This is a genomic window from Gilvimarinus japonicus (assembly GCF_042847215.1).
Classification (GTDB): domain Bacteria; phylum Pseudomonadota; class Gammaproteobacteria; order Pseudomonadales; family Cellvibrionaceae; genus Gilvimarinus; species Gilvimarinus japonicus.
The window spans coordinates 2,899,433-2,917,728 of the sequence record NZ_AP031500.1 but is presented as its reverse complement, the minus strand read 5'-3'; the positions used below and the strand labels follow the sequence as shown (position 1 = coordinate 2,917,728).

The 18,296-nt window shown below is 56.0% G+C and carries 16 protein-coding genes and 1 other RNA gene; 14 read left to right on the top strand and 3 right to left on the bottom strand.

The genetic code is table 11. The annotated features are described in order from the left end of the window. Positions 1-39: 39 nt before the first annotated feature. The 3 genes from ACGHAD_RS12450 to tpx form a co-directional block, all read right to left on the bottom strand. A complete protein-coding gene (locus tag ACGHAD_RS12450) occupies positions 40-1,083 on the bottom strand; it encodes a helix-turn-helix transcriptional regulator (protein WP_382418495.1) in 1,044 nt (347 codons plus the stop codon). Positions 1,084-1,244: 161 nt separating this feature from the next. Beyond that, positions 1,245-2,099 carry a 6-carboxytetrahydropterin synthase gene (locus tag ACGHAD_RS12445; protein WP_382418497.1) on the bottom strand — a complete coding sequence of 285 codons (855 nt, stop codon included), beginning with the start codon at positions 2,097-2,099 and terminating at the stop codon, positions 1,245-1,247. A gap of 90 nt (positions 2,100-2,189) precedes the next feature. Next, on the bottom strand, positions 2,190-2,684 hold the full coding sequence (gene tpx, locus ACGHAD_RS12440) for a thiol peroxidase (protein WP_382418499.1): 495 nt from the start codon (positions 2,682-2,684) through the stop codon (positions 2,190-2,192). A gap of 154 nt (positions 2,685-2,838) precedes the next feature. Here tpx and ACGHAD_RS12435 point away from each other — a divergent pair, with 154 nt between their 5' ends. The 14 genes from ACGHAD_RS12435 (at position 2,839) to hrpA (ending at position 18,140) form a co-directional block, all read left to right on the top strand. Next, on the top strand, positions 2,839-4,332 hold the full coding sequence (locus tag ACGHAD_RS12435) for an AbgT family transporter (RefSeq protein WP_382418501.1): 1,494 nt from the start codon (positions 2,839-2,841) through the stop codon (positions 4,330-4,332). A gap of 99 nt (positions 4,333-4,431) precedes the next feature. Continuing rightward, an RNA gene (gene ffs / locus ACGHAD_RS12430) (signal recognition particle sRNA small type) lies at positions 4,432-4,528 on the top strand. A 119-nt stretch (positions 4,529-4,647) separates the two neighbouring features. Next, positions 4,648-6,675 (top strand): DNA polymerase III subunit gamma/tau, encoded by a 2,028-nt coding sequence (dnaX, locus tag ACGHAD_RS12425; protein WP_382418503.1) that lies wholly within the window; start codon positions 4,648-4,650, stop codon positions 6,673-6,675. 21 nt (positions 6,676-6,696) lie between these two features. Then, positions 6,697-7,017 (top strand): YbaB/EbfC family nucleoid-associated protein, encoded by a 321-nt coding sequence (locus tag ACGHAD_RS12420; protein ID WP_382418505.1) that lies wholly within the window; start codon positions 6,697-6,699, stop codon positions 7,015-7,017. Between the two features lie 17 nt (positions 7,018-7,034). Next, the gene (recR, locus tag ACGHAD_RS12415) at positions 7,035-7,628 is read left to right on the top strand and encodes a recombination mediator RecR (protein WP_339617268.1); all 594 of its coding nucleotides are present in this window, start codon (positions 7,035-7,037) and stop codon (positions 7,626-7,628) included. A 47-nt stretch (positions 7,629-7,675) separates the two neighbouring features. Beyond that, positions 7,676-8,821, top strand: coding sequence for a ribonuclease D (gene rnd, locus ACGHAD_RS12410; RefSeq protein ID WP_382418507.1), 1,146 nt, complete (start codon positions 7,676-7,678; stop codon positions 8,819-8,821). Continuing rightward, the gene (locus tag ACGHAD_RS12405) at positions 8,818-9,108 is read left to right on the top strand and encodes a YcgL domain-containing protein (RefSeq protein WP_382418509.1); all 291 of its coding nucleotides are present in this window, start codon (positions 8,818-8,820) and stop codon (positions 9,106-9,108) included. The genes rnd and ACGHAD_RS12405 overlap by 4 nt, the downstream gene beginning before the upstream one ends. Then, a complete protein-coding gene (locus tag ACGHAD_RS12400; RefSeq protein ID WP_339617265.1) occupies positions 9,108-9,551 on the top strand; it encodes a YcgN family cysteine cluster protein in 444 nt (147 codons plus the stop codon). Before ACGHAD_RS12405 ends, ACGHAD_RS12400 begins: the two co-directional genes overlap by 1 nt. A 38-nt stretch (positions 9,552-9,589) precedes the next feature. Continuing rightward, positions 9,590-9,955, top strand: coding sequence for a hypothetical protein (locus ACGHAD_RS12395; protein WP_382418511.1), 366 nt, complete (start codon positions 9,590-9,592; stop codon positions 9,953-9,955). 48 nt (positions 9,956-10,003) lie between these two features. Continuing rightward, a complete protein-coding gene (locus ACGHAD_RS12390) occupies positions 10,004-12,217 on the top strand; it encodes a VWA domain-containing protein (protein ID WP_382418513.1) in 2,214 nt (737 codons plus the stop codon). Then, positions 12,217-12,681, top strand: coding sequence for a GNAT family N-acetyltransferase (locus ACGHAD_RS12385; RefSeq protein ID WP_382418613.1), 465 nt, complete (start codon positions 12,217-12,219; stop codon positions 12,679-12,681). Before ACGHAD_RS12390 ends, ACGHAD_RS12385 begins: the two co-directional genes overlap by 1 nt. A 12-nt stretch (positions 12,682-12,693) precedes the next feature. Further along, on the top strand, positions 12,694-13,509 hold the full coding sequence (locus ACGHAD_RS12380; RefSeq protein ID WP_339617261.1) for a class II glutamine amidotransferase: 816 nt from the start codon (positions 12,694-12,696) through the stop codon (positions 13,507-13,509). 136 nt (positions 13,510-13,645) lie between these two features. Beyond that, positions 13,646-14,116, top strand: coding sequence for a Dps family protein (locus ACGHAD_RS12375; RefSeq protein ID WP_339617260.1), 471 nt, complete (start codon positions 13,646-13,648; stop codon positions 14,114-14,116). Positions 14,117-14,228: 112 nt separating this feature from the next. Next, the gene (gene hrpA, locus ACGHAD_RS12370; RefSeq protein ID WP_382418515.1) at positions 14,229-18,140 is read left to right on the top strand and encodes an ATP-dependent RNA helicase HrpA; all 3,912 of its coding nucleotides are present in this window, start codon (positions 14,229-14,231) and stop codon (positions 18,138-18,140) included. Positions 18,141-18,296: the final 156 nt, after the last annotated feature.

The following is an 18,296-nucleotide window of genomic DNA, read 5'->3' as shown; positions in this document are numbered from 1 at the left end:
TGGCGCGCACGGCGCCTGGCTCGCCGATTTTAAAAAAATCTATGGCCGATTTTGAAATTGGCGGCGGTAGTCGCTGGGTGTGCAGCCAAAATGTGTTTTAAAGGCGCGGTTGAAGGGGCCGATTGAGCCGTAGCCCAAATCCAGCGCGATTGTGGTTATGGGTGAACGGTGGCTGCTTAACTGTTCGGCGGCTGCAGGTAAGCGATGGCGATTGAGAAAGTCGGAAAAATTGCGGTAGCCGAGCTCGCGATTGATCAGTTGGCGCAGCTGATACTCCTGACAACCGAGCTGATGTGCCAGCGAGGCAATGGTGAGGTTGGTTTGGGTATAGCCGCGCTGCGCAAGAAACGCGTCCAGTTTAACCTGCAGCGGATTGGGTTGCCTGGCTGCTTCTCGGCCCGATGGATGAGCTGCGTTTGACAGCTCGTCAGCGTTTGATTGGGCCGGACGCAGGAGTAGAGCAACCGATAAAGTACTCACCCCGAATAGCACTAAGGCGGCATTTGAAAGGCTGAACAGCCAGTGATGGCGGATGAACTCCGGCCCCAGCTCTACACTGGCGAGGTATAGAAAAAAGACGCTGGCAATCAGCGTGGCCTGGACTCTCAGGCTGCGTCTGGCGTCGATCAGATCGTCATTCATGCCATTAAGCAGGTGGATAATAATGTGTGCAACCAGTGCGATAGACAGTAGGTGATTGGCATCGTGCAGCCAGCCTATGCCCTGTAAAACGCCAAAAAAGTAGATAAACCCGAGGCCGTAGAGCGCTAGCACGCCCTTTAATGCTAGCGGCCAACGCCGCGGGGAGAAGTCGTCGCGAAAGTGCAGCATGACGGCCAGCCAGAGGGCGTAGGCAATACTGTCGGTGAGAACTAATAACAGGCCCCGCAGAGGGCCATAATGGGCATCGGCAATAGGGGCTGTGAGTGACAGATAGCCGGCGGTGCACACGGCCAGCCAGCCAAGGGTCAGGTGGGCGAGTCGCCAGGGACGACGCAAAAAGAGCAGGCACAGCAGGGCGATTTGCCCCATGGCCGCTACGCGCAGGCAGATGTCCAGCAGCTCGACCGATGGGTTAAGCATCGGGCCGGCTCCATAAATAGGCCACTACGCACACAAAGACCATCGCGCACGCCGCCAGCGCATTTTAGTGGGCCACATGATAATTAAGATGTCCGGCCACTGATGCAGCCTGAGCAGGCGCAGCAACAGGGAAATTTGTGGTTGGTTCGGTGGGGCTTGGTTCATTGGCCGCGGTAGGCTTCGGCGCCTTTATTGATGCCTTCAAACGCCCGAATACGCAGCTCGACGCTGGGGTTGTCGGCGGCGGTCGTGGCGGCAATGTGTTCGGCTAAACACTCGACGGTGGTGTCGGTATCGATAATGTAGCAGCAGCGCTTAGGCAGCTGTAAGGTAAAGGCACCTTGCTCGGAGGTGTAAGCAAAGTCGAAATAATCAGCGCCGTTAATGGTGGGTTCGGCGCTGATGTCCTCGCGGCTGCCGATATAAATATCGCGCCAGCGCTCGGCCCACAGAGACTCCAAGCTCGTCGATTTAACCCCGTCGGCCCAGATATCAATACGCGAGCGGTGGCCGTGGGCGATGCGTTGGCAGTTGCCGCCGTGCTTTTTTAGCCCGTGGGAGTAATGATAAAAAGCACCCTCTATTTGCTCGGTGCTAAAGCTGAGTTCGAGTTTTTCGATTTCATCGCGAAACGCACTTTTTAGCTGTTGTTCGCACCAGCGGGCAATGGTTTCGGGGGTGAGGGTTGCGGCCTCGACTAACGCAATCGCCTGACGCGGGCTGGTAGTGTGGATATGTTCGCCGTTGTCGAGGGTCCAGCGGATGTCCAGTTGATCGCCGTTACTGGTGATCTCAATATTGGGCGCTTGGGTGGGGACGGCCAAGCGGTGGTCTAACTCGGTATCGAGCCAATCGCGGACGATTTTTTTCACCACGCCAAAGTCGCACACCATGCTTTGATCGTCCAGGTCGCCGTGCAGGCGAATATTGGCCAGCCAAGTCTCTCCCAGTAGCCCACGAGAAGCGTCGAGGTAGCTAAAATCCACATTGGTAAGGTTGTCGACAAACAGCAGCATAAGAGATGGGTCCGAGGTCGTGAATGCCTCGCATAATAGCAGATCCCGGCAGCGATCGCCGGGATAGCTTACGTCGGTAATATGTGTCGCTTACAGAGCTTTTAACGCCGCGTCGTAATTTGGCTCGTCGGCCACTTCACTGACCAGCTCCGAATAGGCCACTTTGCCGTCGGCATTAATGACCACAACCGCGCGGGCGGTTAGGCCAGTCAGCGGGCCGTCGACAAATTTTACACCGTAATCTTCGGCAAAGCTTGAACGGAAGGCCGAGCCGTTTTCCACGTCATCCAGACCTTCGGCGCCGCAAAAACGTGCCTGAGCGAAGGGCAGATCTTGTGATACACAGACAACCGTGGTGTTCTCCAGTTTGCTGGCTTGCTCGTTAAAGGTGCGTACGGATTGGGCGCAGGTTGGGGTGTCAACGCTTGGAAAGATGTTTAATACAACATTTTTGCCCTTTAAGTCTGCCAGGCTCAGCTCAGACAAGTCAGATTTAACCAATGTAAAATCCGGTGCTGCGCTGCCGTTGGCCGGCAGGGCGCCGTTGGTGTTAATGGAATTGCCTTTTAAAGTAACTGTAGCCATATAAAACTCCGTGCGGTAATCGCGTGTAGGTGAAAGGGGCGAGAGGCTCTGTGCATCGCTTCTGTTACTGTGGTGGCAAAGCTGTAAAATTCAATGGGCGAGCCTGCAATCGACGGTTGCGTATCGCCACTAACCCCGTAAAACTGACATCGATATGACACTAACTACTGAAACTCCTCACGCGCACCGCTGGTTAACTAGGGTTGAGCGAATCGGCAATCGCCTGCCTAACCCGGCGCTGTTATTTGTCTGGCTGGCGGCGTTTATCGCCGCCACATCATGGTTGGCAAGCCTTTTAGGTTGGCAGGCAAATTTGCCCGGTGGTGAGTCGGTGGCAGCGCGCAACCTGTTAAGTGCCGAAGGCGTGCGTTGGTTGCTTGGCTCAATGGTAGACAACTTTGTTGGTTTTGCGCCCGTGGGCGCGGTGTTGGTCACTATGCTAGGGCTCGGTGTTGCCGAGCATTCAGGGCTGTTGCGCTGTGTGCTTTTGCGCTTGGTGCGCCACGCTCGCGGAGCGATGCTAAGTGTGATGGTGGTGCTGACCGGTATTTTGTCGAACCTAGCGTTTGATGTGGGGTATGTGTTGCTGATTCCGCTGGCCGGTGTCTTGTTTCAAATGGCCGGACGGCCCCCGTTGGCGGGTATCGCGGCGGCGTTTGCCGGCGTCTCGGCCGGCTACAGCGCCAATTTGTTGCTGGGGCCCGCCGATGTGATATTGGCCGGAATCACCCAAGAGGCCGTGGCAGGTGTGGCTCCCGATTACCGCGTAAGCGTGGCTTCCAACTATTACTTTACGGTGGCTTCGACCTTTGTCTTGGCATTGGTCGGCGCTTGGGTCACCGAGCGCTGGGTCGCGCCATTCTTGGCGGACTCCGATGAGCATGAGAATGCGGGGTTAGACCGCCCGCAACAATCGCCTAACGATGCCAAAGCTCTGTGGGGCGTGGGTGTATGGACGCTGTTTTTTGCGGCGCTGGTGTTGTGGGCAAGCGTGGCAAATGGCGCACCACTGCGAGATGACGCTGGGGAGATTGAGCTAACCATACTGGTGCCGCTGATCGCGATTTACGCCGCGATGGCTGGGTTGATGTTTGGCCGTTTGAGTGGCCGCTACCAAAAGACGGGCGATATGGTCGCGGGTATGGAGGAGGCCATGATGACGCTTGCCAGTTATTTGGTGATTATGTTTTTTGCCGCCCAGTGCGTGGCGTGGTTTAACTGGACGGGCTTGGGGGCGCTAATCGCCGCCACCGGCGCCAGTTGGCTAAGCGCGCTTGAAGGGCAGGCGGTGTTATTGCTGCTGGCGTTTATCCTCGTTAGCGCACTTATTAACTTGTTTGTCGGCAGCGCTTCGGCCAAGTGGGCGCTGCTCGCTCCGGTGTTTGTGCCCATGCTGTATTTGTTGGGGGTGACGCCCGAGCAAGCACAAATGGCCTACCGCATCGGCGATAGCAGCACCAATATTATTACTCCGCTGATGCCGTATTTTGCCGTGGTGGTAGCGTTTGCGGCGCGCTATCGTAAAGGCTGCGGCATGGGCACCTTGGCGGCGATGATGTTGCCTTACTCTCTGAGTTTTTTACTGGTGTGGTCACTTATGTTCGCGCTGTGGTTGCTGGTTGGGCTGCCGCTCGGGCCTCAGGCATAAAGGTCTACTGAGCATTAAAAAGCGCTCTTGCATTCGGGGTTAAAACTCAGGATAATGCGCGGCCTCGACAGACTCGCTCTGTCGCTGCAATGGTGGCCCTGTCGGTCCCCTCGCAATGGTCAACCGTGAACTCCGCCAGGCCCGGAAGGGAGCAACGGTAGCGGTGATACCATGTGCCGGGGTGTGGCTGGCGGGGTCGCCTCCATCTTCTTGCTTGCCTCTTCCTCGTCGTGCTTTGCATTGCTCTAGCCCGTATTTATTTAATTCCGGGACAGCTATAATCCCGAAGATTACGACTAACGAACCGAGGAAGGCATGAGTTATCAGGTCCTGGCCCGAAAGTGGCGCCCCCGTACATTTCGCGATTTGGTGGGGCAAGAGCATGTGCTTAAAGCGCTGGTTAATGCGCTCGACCACGATCGGCTGCACCACGCCTATTTGTTTACCGGTACTCGCGGTGTGGGTAAAACCACCATCGCCCGGATCCTCGCCAAGTGCTTAAACTGCGAAACGGGCGTTAGCTCCGAGCCCTGCGGCCAGTGCGCTGCGTGCGTCGAGATTGCCGAGAACCGCTTTGTTGACTTGATTGAGGTGGATGCCGCCAGCCGTACCAAAGTCGAAGATACCCGCGAGCTGCTCGAGAACGTGCAATACGCGCCGACCCGTGGCCGCTACAAAGTGTACCTGATCGATGAGGTGCACATGCTCTCGACGCATTCGTTTAATGCGTTGCTAAAAACCCTGGAAGAGCCGCCACCGCACGTTAAGTTTTTGCTGGCGACCACCGATCCGCAGCGCTTGCCCGTGACGATCTTGTCGCGCTGTTTGCAGTTTAACCTTAAAAACATGACCCCCGAGCTGGTCACAGGTCACCTGCAGCACGTGCTCGAAACCGAGATGGTGCCGTTTGAGGAGAGCGCCCTGTGGCAGCTGGGCCGCGCCGCCGACGGCAGTATGCGCGATGCCTTGAGCTTGACTGATCAGGCTATTGCTTTTGGTTCGGGTAAAGTGGTCGAGGCCGATGTTCGCGCTATGCTCGGCACCATCGACCGCAGCGCCGTTTACGATATGGTGGTGGCACTCACCGCCGGCGACGGCAAGCAAGTGCTCGATGCCGTGGCGCAAATGGCCGAGCACGCGCCAGATTTTGCCAGCGCACTGGCCGATATTTTGTCTATTTTGCACCGGGTGGCTATCGCCCAGGCACTGCCTGAGGCGGTGGATAATAGCCACGGTGATCGCGAGCAAATCCTGCAGTTAGCGCAGCAGTTACCCGCCGAAGACGTACAGCTGTTTTATCAAACCGGCCTGATTGGGCGACGCGACTTACCCTTGGCGCCGGACCCGCGCGCCGGGCTCGAGATGGTGCTGTTGCGCATGCTGGCTTTTCGTCCTCAGGGCGTGGCTGATGTACCTACCCGGCCTCTGGCTGCCGGCTCGCCTAACGCAGCGCATGGCGCAGGTACCCAGCCAGTTAGTACCGCAACACCCGAGCCTACTGCAACAAGCCAGGGGCAAGCGCCTGCCACCGAGCCACCACCGGCGGCCGAGAGCACGCCCGCCCCGGTGCCAGAGCCGCCCGCTGCAGAGCCTAATCCCGCACCGGTTGATGAGTCGGCGCCGGCCGCTCAAGACGCTTCGGCTCATGCGGCTAATTCTGCTAATGAGTACAGCCCCGATTATTCTTCTGACGATGAGGGCCCTCAAGCCGCTGCAGAGTACGAGCAGATGGCCGGTCAAGCGTCCACCTATGATCAGTCGCCACCAGAGCCCGCTGCTGAACCGGCGGCAGCATCGCCGGTTGAGGTTCCATGGCAGACCGACGAGCCCGCGCCGCCACCCGAGCCCGCCCCGCCAGAGGCTGCCGCACCCGTTGCGCAAGAGCCCGCTGCGGCTTCGGCGCCCGAGCTTACCTCCGCTCCCGAGCCGATTGTTATGGTCAGCCTGAGTGATACCACGCCAATGCGTTGGCCTGAGATCTACCTGGGCCTTAATGTCGGGGGGGTTATGCGCAATACGGCAGGAAATTGCGAGTTGGTGGGGCGTCAAGAAAATCAGCTGCATTTTATTTTGGATGAACACAACAGCAGCCTTTACGATGAAAGCCATCAGCAGCGCTTGGCCGATATTCTTAATGAATACTACGGCGAGCCGGTTAGTGTGGTGATTCAGCCGGGACAAATACAAACCGAAACCCCGGCGCAAATTGCCGCGCGTAAGCTGAGCGAGCGCTATGAGCAGGCGGTTGAATCGGTTAAGTCAGACCCCATTGTGCAGCAGTTGGTGGAGCACTTTGCCGCCACCCTAGACGAGGGCACCGTTGAGCCCGTCGACCCGAATTAAGTAAAACCAAGAGGTAATACCATGAAAGGCATGGGAGACATGATGCAGCAAGCGCAGCAAATGCAAGAGCGCATGCAAAAAATGCAAGAAGAGTTGGCCAACTCTGAGGTGACTGGTCAATCTGGTGCCGGTCTGGTGTCGGTTACCATGACGGGGCGCCACGATGTTAAAAACGTCAACATCGACGCCAGTTTGTTGCAAGAAGACAAGGAGATGCTAGAAGACCTATTGGCCGCTGCCGTTAACGATGCCGTGCGTCGGGTCGAAGCAAACAGTCGCGATAAAATGTCAGAAATGACCGCCGGTATGGGCATGCCCCCCGGTTTTAAAATGCCGTTTTAGGTTGGGGCTCCCCTTGCATGTTTAGTCCGCTCATTGATGAATTAATGCACGCGTTAAAAGTGCTGCCCGGCGTTGGCCCCAAAAGCGCGCAGCGCATGGCGTTACAACTGTTGGAGCACAACCGTGAAGGCGCCTCGCGCTTAGCCGATAGCTTGCAGCGCGCGGTTGCGGGCGTCGCCCGCTGTGGCCGTTGCCGCACCTTGACGGAGCAACCTCTGTGCGGCGTGTGCGCCAGCGAGCGGCGGGATAACACCTTACTTTGCGTGGTCGAAACGCCCGCCGATGTGCTCGCCATTGAGCAGGCGGGCAGTTATCAAGGAAAATATTTTGTCCTGCTGGGGCACTTGTCGCCCATCGACGGCGTCGGTCCAGAAGACATCGGTATCGACCAGTTGTTAGCCTTGTTGCAGACAGAGCCTGTGAGCGAAATTATTTTGGCTACTAATCCCACTGTTGAGGGTGAGGCCACCGCTTTTTATATTAGCGAACGCGCAAAAAAAGCAGGTATCAATGTCACTCGCATCGCTCACGGCGTGCCGCTGGGAGGCGAGCTAGAATACATTGATGGCGGTACATTGGCGCATGCATTTAGCAGCCGTCGCTCACTTTAAATTTAGCGCGCTTGCGATAGCGGTGCGTACATTTTAGTTAGGTTGTTATGGCAATTCCTACAGACCCTATTTGGGTCGACACACTCGAGGCATTAACCGAGCTCTGCCAGCGCTGGCGCACTCAGGCGGCGATCGCGGTGGATACCGAGTTTATGCGCAGCGATACGTTTTACCCCATAGCGGGGCTTATTCAAATCGGCGATGGCCACGGTTGTTATCTGATCGACCCGTTAGCGTTTGATGAGTTAACGCCACTGACTGAGCTGATGCTGGACGAGCAGGTCACTAAAGTGTTGCACGCGTGCTCGGAGGATTTAGAGGTTTTTAATACCTTGCTGGGCGCGGTGCCCGGCCCCATTTTTGATACGCAAATTGGCGCCGCCTTTGCTGGCTGCGGATTCTCATTAGGTTACGCCGCACTCGCCCGCGATTTGCTGGGGGTGGATATCCCCAAAGGTGAGACGCGCTCGGATTGGTTACAGCGCCCTTTAAGTGTGGCGCAGTTAAAATACGCCGCACTGGATGTTGCGCACTTACTTATTGTGTACGGCAAGTTACTGCAGCGCTTAAAAACCGATGATCGTTTAGCGTGGGTTAAAGCCGATTGCGCCGATCTGGTGGAGGCCGCGCGGCAGCCGGTCGATTTAGACGGGTATTACACCCGTGTGGGCTTGGGCTGGAAGTTACAGCCCAGAGGCTTGGCGGTGTTGCGGGCGTTAAGTTATTGGCGCGAAACAGAGGCCCGGGCACGCAATATTCCCCGCAATCGTTTAATGAAAGAGCCGCAGCTGTATGAGCTGGCGCGGCAAATGCCCGATAACATTAACCAGATTAAACGCATTGAGGGTATGCCCCGGCGCACGATTGCTGAGGACGGTGAGACGCTACTGGATATTATTGCCAAGGCTTTAACGCAAACGCCCGATCAGTGGCCGGAAAAATTCGACCCGCCGCTCGGCCGTGAATACGGCTCGTGGATGAAAGCGCTAAAGGCTTATGTGGCGAGCCAGGCCGAGGCGCACGAGTTGCCGTCCGAGGTGTTAATCCGTAAAAAAGAATACGAAGCCATTGTGCGCAGCGCCATTGAGGGCGAGCCACAATTGTCGGGGCGTTTAAACGGTTGGCGCTTTGATGTAATTGGCGCCGGTTTACTGCAAACCGTACAACAAGTGCGCGCCGGAGAAAATGCATGAAGATTATCTGTCAGGTGTATCGCAGTAAGCGCGAAGAGGGTATGTATTTATACTGCCGCAAAGACGAAGGTTTAGACAAAGTCCCCGAGCCTTTGCGCAAGCGGTTTGGCGTTGCTGAGCCCGCCATGGTGTTGGTGCTTGACGGCACTCGCAAGCTTGCCCGTGTCGATGTGAATAAAGTGATGGCCAGTTTGGATGACCCAGGGTATTACCTACAGTTGCCGCCGCGCCCCGACTTGGATGCTCAGGTAAGCACTATTCAGCAGCACAATAGCAAGTTGTCCTAATGGCGGCGCGAGTTTTCTGGCAAGAAAAAACCTTAGCCGAGATGACGCCATCCGAGTGGGAATCGATCTGCGACGGTTGCGGTAAATGTTGTCTGCATAAGCTTGAGGATGAAGATGACGGCGAAGTGTATTACACGGCAGTGGCGTGTCAGCTGCTGGATACCGATAGCTGTCGCTGCCGTGATTATCCCAATCGTAAGGCGCGGGTGCCCGATTGTTTAACTCTGACGCTGGCCGATTTGGACGAGTACGAGTGGTTGCCCAGTAGCTGTGCTTATCGGCTGCTGGCCGAGGGCGAATCGCTCCCGCCTTGGCACCCTTTGGTTAGCGGTGACCCGGATGCAATACATCGCGCCGGTATGTCGGTGTCGGGCAAGGTGGTGCCAGAGCAGCAAGTAGCACCAGACGATTTGGAAGAGTATATAATTCATTGGGTTGGATGATTTAGCCTAACCTAATCTGTCATAACGAGGAGTCGCGTTTGAGTGAGTCGATGATCGCTTGGAGTATTTACTTAGTGGGAGCGTTGTTGCTCGTGCTGTTTGGTTGGCGTATTGCCAAACCGTTAAGTCGCTACGCTCAATGGTTATTTGCGGTGTCCATCGCTGTCTTGTTGTTTACCCCTTTTAGCTTAAACCTAGAAAATCATCCGGCGGCCTACGCCCCGGCATTGTTTGTGGCGGTGTTAAACAGTGTGTTTTTAGGTATAGAGGCCGGCTTAGATGCGGCCGTTACCCTCGCATTGATCTGGCTGGTAGCATTGGTGCTAACCTTAGTGTTATTGCTGCTCACCCGTAAACGTCAGCGCGGTACGCCCGCCCAGGCGGCGCGCGAACCTAGCGTGTAAAAATAAAAACATTCATCCGGCGGCTGCGCCGCCAGCGAGTGCCGTATTATGGCAAAAGCTCACTCTAAAGCTCGGTTTCAGACCACTTTATGCGCGGCGCTCGTCTGTGCATGGTGGGTGCTATTAACGCTATCAACCTCAGCGCGCGCGCAAGACCAAAATGGAGGAGCGTCTTCGGCCGATATTCGGTTGCTGGTGGATGTTTCGGGCAGCATGAATCAATCCGATCCGCAGAATTTGCGCGCCGAGGGACTGGCGCTTTTGAGCAAAATGCTGCCCGCCGATACCCACGCCGGTTTATGGCGTTTTGCCGGTCAAGTCAGCGAGGTGGTTCCCGCCGCTGCGGTAACCAAAAGTTGGCGCCAACGCACTGCCGACTCGCTACAAACGCTGCGCTCTGATGGCCAGCTAACCGACATTGGTGCCGCTTTGGCTCGCGCGGCGCGTGCCCCAGTGCAAGCCGAGCGCGCTCATTTGTTATTACTCACCGACGGTAAAGTCGATATTGGCGACGACCCAGAACGCAACCGGCGCGAGCGCGCCAGTATTCTTACCGAGTTACTTCCCCGCTTAATTGCCCGTGGTTTTGTGATTCATACCATCGCTTTATCAAACGACGCCGACGCAGAGCTGTTGCAGTCGCTCGCGAGCGAAAGCGCCGGCGAACACCGGGTCGTCACTAACCGCGATGAGTTGGTATCGATATTTGTCGATATTCTCGATCAGGCGGTACCACCGCAGCGCTTACCGGTGAGTGGGGATGGCTTTGTGGTCGACAGCACCGTCGATGAGTTAACGGTGCTCATTTATCACCTCGATACCCAGGCGCAACGGCCGCATCTACTGGACCCGGACTTACTTCCCGTAAGCGAGGCGCGCCATGACGATGCGGTGCGTTGGCTGTCTCGCCCGCGCTACGATCTGGTGACTATCCCCAGCCCCAAAAATGGTCGCTGGCAATTGGTGGGCGGCGGCCGCGATGCACGGGTCACGGTGCTAACGGACTTGACGCTGCATGTACAACCCTTGGCGCAAACGGTATTGCCGGGCGAGCCGATGAACATTCGCTTTGTTTTGCGTGAGCGCGAGCAAGTACTGACTGACCATGAGCTGCTGGAGCACGTGAGGGCTCATGTAAGTGTCGGCGCTTTTAATGCTGACGGCGTGCTCGGTGAGCCGACCGATCAAGACATAACCTTGCGCTCGGCCGATACTGACGGGTACTTTTTACTGCGTACCAGTGCGCCGGAAACCCCCGGAGATTATCAGTTAAACCTCCGCATTGATGGCGCTACTTTTGCTCGCGAATATCAGCGCCGGTTTGAGGTTGATTCGACCTTTGCTGTGCTGCTGCAAAAACAGCCCCCCGAGCCTGCGCAGGGCCAGGCAGTTGCCTACCGGGTTGCGGTTACTGCGGCTTCGGTAATGGATGTCGAGCACACAGAGATAGTGGCCCATATAAAAAACTCTGCGGGCACGAACTCGCTGCAGGCGCTCAAGCTTATGCCCGATGGCGTATGGGAGCTAACGGTAACGCCAACGCAGCGAGCCCGTTATGTGATTGAGCTACAGGCAAAAGGCGTCGATCAATCCGGACGGCGTTTTTCACAAACGCTCGAGCCGCAGTATTTTACGTACCCGGCCGAAGGCGATCCTCAGCCGCCGCCCGCTGATGACACGCTGAGCGCGCTTGAGCAAGCACTGGCCGACGAGCGCGCGGCACTAGCCCGCGAGTTAAACACCGCTGCCCCCGAACCACCTGCCGTTGAGCCCGAGCCAGCGGCCAGCAGTTCGTCTTCATCTGTTGCCGATGTGCCCCCCAGTACGCCCAAAAATGAAGGCACGCGCTGGTGGTTGGTGGCGCTGGTACTGTTGTTTAACGTCGCTTTATTAGCGCTCATTTACTGGTTGTATCGTCGCTTTAGCGGCAAGTCGATGGAGTCTGAGTTAGATGAGCTGGAGCAGCAGCTAACTGATAACGACGAGGCGGATACGGGCGAGCAAGAGCCACCGGAAGGCGCTTTTGATGACGTGTTTGCGGATATGGGCGAACTGACGTCAGCCTCGGCTAGCGCGGATGTGTCCAGTTCCGCCGAGCCAGATGTAGAGGCCGATGCGATTCAGCTAGATGACGACGACCCGATGGCGGCGCTGGATGAGTTGACCGATGTGGTACCCGAGCCCCCTGATATTGAGAGCGATGAAGATCCGCCTGCCAGTGCAGAAAGCGACTCCGACAACCAAGATAAAGACCGCCCGTGATGGACTTAGCATTAACATCTGAACGAACACTGTGGATTCCGTCGGTGACCGATTACCCGGATGTTAGCCGGCAGTTTCGGCAATGGGGACAAAAAGTTAAATGCGGCAAAAAAGATCGGGTTTACGTGTTGCGCGATACCCAGCAACTGCTCGCGGCGGCGCGGGTACTAGAGCCGGCCGAGGGGCAGTTTTTATTGCGTAGCTTAACGGTGGCGCCAGAGTTGCGCCGCCAAGGGTTAGCGCGGGAGTTAATGCAGCATATTTTGCATGAGCCGCGGCAGTGGCGTGAGCCGGCGCTTTATTGTTATGCGCTGGGGTATTTGCGCGAGTTTTATCTCGGCCTCAATTTTTGCGAGTATCGTACCGAGCAAGTGCCAATGGCCATTGCCGAGCCTTACCGGCGCTACCGCGAGCGCGGTAAAACCTTTGTGTTGATGGGGCATGTGCAAAACGATCTAAGGTGAGGAGCTTTTAAGGTGTGTGAACTACTGGGCATGTCGGCCAACGTGCCGACAGATTTATGCTTTAGCTTTACCGGCTTGTTGCAGCGCGGCGGTGGTACCGGGCCCCATCGCGATGGATGGGGCGTGGTGCTGTACGAGGGGCAGGGCATTCGCGCGTTTCGCGACTGGGCGCCCAGTGTTAGCTCCGAGATCGCCCAGCTGGTAAGCCGCTTACCCATGAAAAGCTGTATCGCCATTAGCCATATTCGCGAGGCCAACGTGGGGGCGGTGAACTTAGAGAATACCCACCCGTTTGTGCGTGAGCTGTTTGGCCGCAACTGGACGTTTGCCCACAACGGTCAGCTGGCCGATACCCACGAGCTCGCGCTGGGCGATTTTACCCCGGTGGGCAGCACCGATAGTGAGTGGGCCTTTTGCTGGCTGCTGGCGCGGATTCGCGAGCGCTTTGCTTGCGGGGACTCACTCAATTGCGATGAGCCCGCTTATTGGCAGCAGTTGCATCAATGGTGTAATGCGCTAAGCCCGCGAGGCGTGGCCAACTTTTTGTTTAGCGATGGCCGGTACCTATTTGCTTACTGCGCCACTAAGCTCAGCTGGATTACGCGGCGTGCGCCCTTTGGTGAGGCGCGCTTGTCAGACTCTGATTTGGCAGTGGATTTTGGCGAACATACCACCGCTAACGATATCGTCACTGTGATTGCCACCAACCCGCTGACCACCAACGAGACGTGGCACGCGATGAGTGCGGGCGAGTTTATAGTGTTTGATCGGGGCGAGATAGCCTACCGCGCAGGCGATACTCAGCGCAATAATAGCCAGACGCAATAGTGGCTATTGTGCAACTTGATTATCCGCGAGCTTGAATTAGCCCCATAATGAACCCATGTTATTAGTAGCATAACGCAATTTAGCTTACCGCCCGTGCAAGCGTGTACGGGCTTTAGCAATCACTAAGGAGCACAGCATGGATATCGATATTGGTATTGATCAGGACGACCGTCGTCAACTGGCCGAAGGCTTGTCACGGGTATTGGCCGACACTTACACCCTGTACCTTAAGACCCATAATTTTCACTGGAATGTGAAGGGCCCAATGTTTCAAACGCTACACTTAATGTTTGAAACCCAGTACACCGAGCTGGCGGTGGCGGTAGACGATATTGCCGAGCGTATTCGCTCGCTGGGTTATCCGGCGCCGGGTACTTACAAACAGTACGCCGAGTTGTCGTCCATTAAAGAGCAAGAGGGCATCCCCACCGCTAAGGAGATGATCGCGCTGTTGGTAGAAGGGCAGGAGGCTGTGGTTAAAACCGCCCGCTCGCTGTACCCGTTGGTTGATAAAGCCAATGATGAAGCTACCGGCGATTTGCTCACCCAGCGTATCCAGTTGCATGAAAAAACTGCTTGGATGCTGCGCTCGCTACTCGAAGAGTAGCGCCCCCTGTGACCGGCGCCTTAGCCTTCTGGTGCTAAGGCGCTACCTCTGCCTGATACCCCCGTTCAGAAACTGGTAGAATGCGCTCCATTAAGTTTTCGTTGGAGCCCTTATGACCGGTTTGCCCGCCGATATCGAAAGCGCCCTTGAGGGTGCCCTGGTAAAAGACGCCAATCGTTTGCGCCGCAAGGCGGCGGACATCGCCGCGCGTTTGGCTCAGGGTAAACCGTCCGATCAAGCGCTAAGCAAATGGCATGCGGAGCTTGAGCGTTCAAGCGTGCAGTGCCAGACGCGCCGCGAGCAGGTGCCGGGCAACATTGAGTTTCCCGAGCAACTCCCCGTCAGTGGCAAGCGCGATGAAATTGCCGCGCTGATTCGCGACAATCAGGTGGTGGTGCTCGCCGGTGAAACGGGCTCGGGTAAAACCACTCAGCTACCCAAAATTTGCCTGGAGTTAGGTCGCGGTGTGCGCGGCTTAATTGGCCATACACAGCCGCGGCGTATTGCCGCCAATACTGTTGCTACCCGAGTCGCCGAGGAGTTGGGCTCACCTCTGGGCGAGACGGTGGGTTATCAGGTGCGCTTTACCGAGCAAGCCTCTGACAACACCCTGATTAAAGTCATGACCGACGGTATTTTGTTGGCCGAAATCCAACAAGATCCCACCCTTGGGCGCTACGACACGCTTATTATTGACGAGGCCCACGAGCGCAGCTTAAACATCGATTTTTTGTTGGGTTACCTTAAACAGCTGTTGAAAAAACGCCCCGACCTTAAACTGATTATCACCTCGGCCACCATCGATGTAGAACGTTTTTCCCGTCACTTTGACAATGCCCCGGTGATCGAGGTGTCGGGCCGCACCTATCCGGTGGATGTTTGGTATCGGCCACCGTTTGAGACGGCCGATAGCGACGATGGCGATCACTACCAGCCAATTTTAGACGCGGTTGATGAAATTGACCGTCACGAGCGGGCAGCGGGCAAACGCGGTGGTGATATTCTTATCTTTTTAAGTGGCGAGCGAGAAATCCGCGAGACGGCCAAGCGTTTGCGTCAGGCGGATTTACGTCACTTTGAGGTGCTCCCTTTTTACGCGCGGTTAAGTCTGGCCGAGCAAAACTTAGTCTTTTCTAACCATCGTGGTCGCCGCATTGTGCTGGCCACCAATGTTGCCGAGACCTCCATTACCGTGCCCGGTATCCGCTATGTGATCGATACGGGTGTGGCCCGCATTAGCCGTTACAGCGTGCGCACCAAAGTGCAACGTTTACCGATTGAGGCGATATCGCAAGCCAGCGCGAACCAGCGTAAAGGTCGCTGCGGTCGGGTGAGTAACGGTATCTGTATTCGTCTGTACAGCGAAGATGACTTTTTAAGCCGTCCCGAGTTTACCGACCCCGAGATTTTGCGTACCAACCTCGCGGCGGTTATTTTGCAAATGCTGCAGCTACGCATCGGCGATATTCATAAATTCCCTTTTGTAGACCCGCCCGACTCGCGCCAGATTAACGACGGCTTTAAAATGCTGGAGGAGCTGCACGCGGTGGATGGCCGCAAGCGCTTGACGCAAGACGGTCGGCGCTTGGCGCAGCTGTCGGTCGATCCGCAGTTAGCCCGCATGTTGCTTGCCGCCGATAAACTCGGCTCGGTAGAAGAGGTCATGATCATCGTCAGTGCGCTATCGGTGCAAGATCCGCGCGAGCGCCCCGCCGAGAAAAAACAAGCGGCCGATCAGCAACACAAACGTTTTGCCGACGATCACTCAGACTTTGTCGCCTACGTTAATTTATGGCACTACTTTGAACAGCAGCGCCAAGCGCTTAGCCAAAACCAGTTGCGCAAGCTTTGTAAAAAAGAGTTTTTGGCGTTTATGCGGATGCGTGAATGGCGGGACATCCATCGTCAATTAAAGTTGGCTGCGAAAAAGCTAGGACTGACGTTTAATCGCGAGCCGGCCAATTACGAGGCGGTGCATCGCGCCTTGATCACCGGGCTGTTGGGCAACATTGGTTGTCACGACGAGGGCCGCGAATACCTGGGCGCGCGCAACCGTAAGTTTGCTATTTTTCCCGGCTCGTCACAGCAGAAAAAACGCCCTAAGTGGCTGGTAGCGGCGCAGTTGCTTGAGACCTCGCAGCTGTTTGCACACGATGTCGCCAAAGTGGAGCCCGAGTGGCTGCTTCAGGCGGCCGAGCATCTGGTTAAACGCAACTATTTTGAGCCCTACTACGACCCTAAAGCGGGGCAAGTAAAAGCCTACGAACGCGTGACTTTGTATGGCTTGGCGCTGGTCGAAAAAGGCCGTATTAACTACAGCAAAATTGACCCGGAAACCTGCCGCAACGTCTTTATTCGCGCCGCGTTGGTTGAGGGCCGCTATGTAAAACGCGGCCAAAAACCCGCCCCATTTTTTGCCCACAATAAGGCGCTGGTGGATGAGATCGAAGCGCTGGAGGCGAAATCCCGGCGGCGAGATATTTTGGTGGATGATGAGGCCATTTTTGCTTTTTACGACGAGCGTGTCCCCGCCGATGTGGTGAATCGCGCCGGCTTTGATGCTTGGCGCAAAAAGGCCGAGCAGGCGCAGCCCGATATTTTAAAAATCCCCCGCGAGCGGTTAGTGCTGCAGGGTGCCGGCAGTGTAAGCGAGGTGCAGTTTCCCGATATCCTTGAGTATAAAGGGGTGACCTATCCGCTCAGTTATCATTTTGCGCCTGGGCAAAAAGACGATGGTGTGAGCGTCCATGTGCCAGTGAGCTTGCTGCACGAGTTGCCCGAGTATCGGTTGCAGTGGCTGGTGCCGGGCCTGCTGCGCGATAAGTGTATTGAGTTGGTAAAAAGCCTGCCTAAAGCGCTGCGCAAACACTTTGTGCCGGTGCCCGATGTGGTGGACAAAGCGCTGGCGAGTATGGCGCCTGACAATCAGCCGTTAACCGAGGCACTCAGTTTGCAGCTAAAGCGGCAGACACTGATTGAGGTAAAGCCCGATGATTGGCAGAGCGAGCGGCTCGAGGACTTTTATCGCTTTAACATTAAAGTGGTGGACGATCGTGGTAAAACCATAGCGGCCAGTCGCAATTTAACCGAATTAAAAGCCAACTACCGCGAGCGGGTGCAGGACAATATCCGCGATGCCTCTGACGACATGACCCGCGAGCACATTACCACGTGGGATTTAGAGTTACCTAAGCAAGTGGAGCTAAAGCGCCGCGGCCTGTCGATTCGGGCGTACCCGGCGCTACTGGACAAACGCGACTCGGCCGCCATGCAGGTACTCGACAATCCGCAAGAGGCGCATCACGCATCGCTGGCCGGGGTGGCACGTTTGCTATTGCTGCAAAGTAAAGAGACCGTTAAATACTTACAAAAGCAGCTATTAAAAGGCAAAGAGTTGGGCCTAACAGTAGTGCAGATTGGCAATCGCGACCGGGTGGTTGACGATTTAATTATGGCGGCGGCGCGACATTTAGCGATGCCCGATGGTCAGTTACCGCGCACAGAGTCAGAGTTTGCCGCGTGCCTTGCCAAGGTTAAGCCCGACTTAGTCACGCAGGCGCAAAGCTTAGAGAAAACGCTAGTCCGTTCGTTGAGCTTAGTGGTGGGCATTAAAAAACAGCTAAAACACTCAAAAAATGCGCTGGCGGTGGCCCTGGCGGCGGGGGATATTGCCCAGCAGTTGGATCGATTGTTTCAGCCTTCGCTGGTGTTTGAGACGCCGCCAGAGTGGTTTGCTGAGTATCCCCGTTACTTACAGGCAATCGAATTGCGCTTAGAGAAAGTGGTGCTAAATGCCCAGAAAGATCGTGTGCAAATGGCCGAGATAGAGCCTCACGAGGGCCGTTTGACGGATTATTTGGCCAAACATGGCGATTACCAACTGGCCGAAAATCCTGATTTGATGCGCTACCGCTGGGCTCTAGAGGAGTTTAGGGTGTCGCTGTTTGCCCAGACCCTAAAAACTAAGTTTCCGGTATCGGGTAAACGGCTCAATAAACTGTGGCAAGAGGCGACCGAGTCGTAAACGAGACTCGGAACAGGTTTTACGCGGTTTGATACAGTATGATGGTACTGAGCTTAAAAGACAGGCTCGGCAAATGGATCTGTAACAAATGCGGTGCTTGTGCATCCATAGATAACAGTTGATCTCATAGGAGTTTAGCTGCGTAACTGTTCAGGA

What these genes read in the sequence shown, in the direction of transcription:
- tpx (WP_382418499.1), bottom strand. Translation starts at nt 2,684, where the DNA reads ATGGCTACAGTTACTTTAAAAGGCAATTCCATTAACACCAACGGCGCC.
- ACGHAD_RS12385 (WP_382418613.1), top strand. Translation starts at nt 12,217, where the DNA reads ATGGACTTAGCATTAACATCTGAACGAACACTGTGGATTCCGTCGGTG.
- ACGHAD_RS12420 (WP_382418505.1), top strand. Translation starts at nt 6,697, where the DNA reads ATGAAAGGCATGGGAGACATGATGCAGCAAGCGCAGCAAATGCAAGAG.
- ACGHAD_RS12450 (WP_382418495.1), bottom strand. Translation starts at nt 1,083, where the DNA reads ATGCTTAACCCATCGGTCGAGCTGCTGGACATCTGCCTGCGCGTAGCG.
- ACGHAD_RS12445 (WP_382418497.1), bottom strand. Translation starts at nt 2,099, where the DNA reads ATGCTGCTGTTTGTCGACAACCTTACCAATGTGGATTTTAGCTACCTC.
- ACGHAD_RS12390 (WP_382418513.1), top strand. Translation starts at nt 10,004, where the DNA reads ATGGCAAAAGCTCACTCTAAAGCTCGGTTTCAGACCACTTTATGCGCG.
- ACGHAD_RS12405 (WP_382418509.1), top strand. Translation starts at nt 8,818, where the DNA reads ATGAAGATTATCTGTCAGGTGTATCGCAGTAAGCGCGAAGAGGGTATG.
- ACGHAD_RS12435 (WP_382418501.1), top strand. Translation starts at nt 2,839, where the DNA reads ATGACACTAACTACTGAAACTCCTCACGCGCACCGCTGGTTAACTAGG.
- recR (WP_339617268.1), top strand. Translation starts at nt 7,035, where the DNA reads ATGTTTAGTCCGCTCATTGATGAATTAATGCACGCGTTAAAAGTGCTG.
- ACGHAD_RS12400 (WP_339617265.1), top strand. Translation starts at nt 9,108, where the DNA reads ATGGCGGCGCGAGTTTTCTGGCAAGAAAAAACCTTAGCCGAGATGACG.
- ACGHAD_RS12375 (WP_339617260.1), top strand. Translation starts at nt 13,646, where the DNA reads ATGGATATCGATATTGGTATTGATCAGGACGACCGTCGTCAACTGGCC.
- dnaX (WP_382418503.1), top strand. Translation starts at nt 4,648, where the DNA reads ATGAGTTATCAGGTCCTGGCCCGAAAGTGGCGCCCCCGTACATTTCGC.
- hrpA (WP_382418515.1), top strand. Translation starts at nt 14,229, where the DNA reads ATGACCGGTTTGCCCGCCGATATCGAAAGCGCCCTTGAGGGTGCCCTG.
- rnd (WP_382418507.1), top strand. Translation starts at nt 7,676, where the DNA reads ATGGCAATTCCTACAGACCCTATTTGGGTCGACACACTCGAGGCATTA.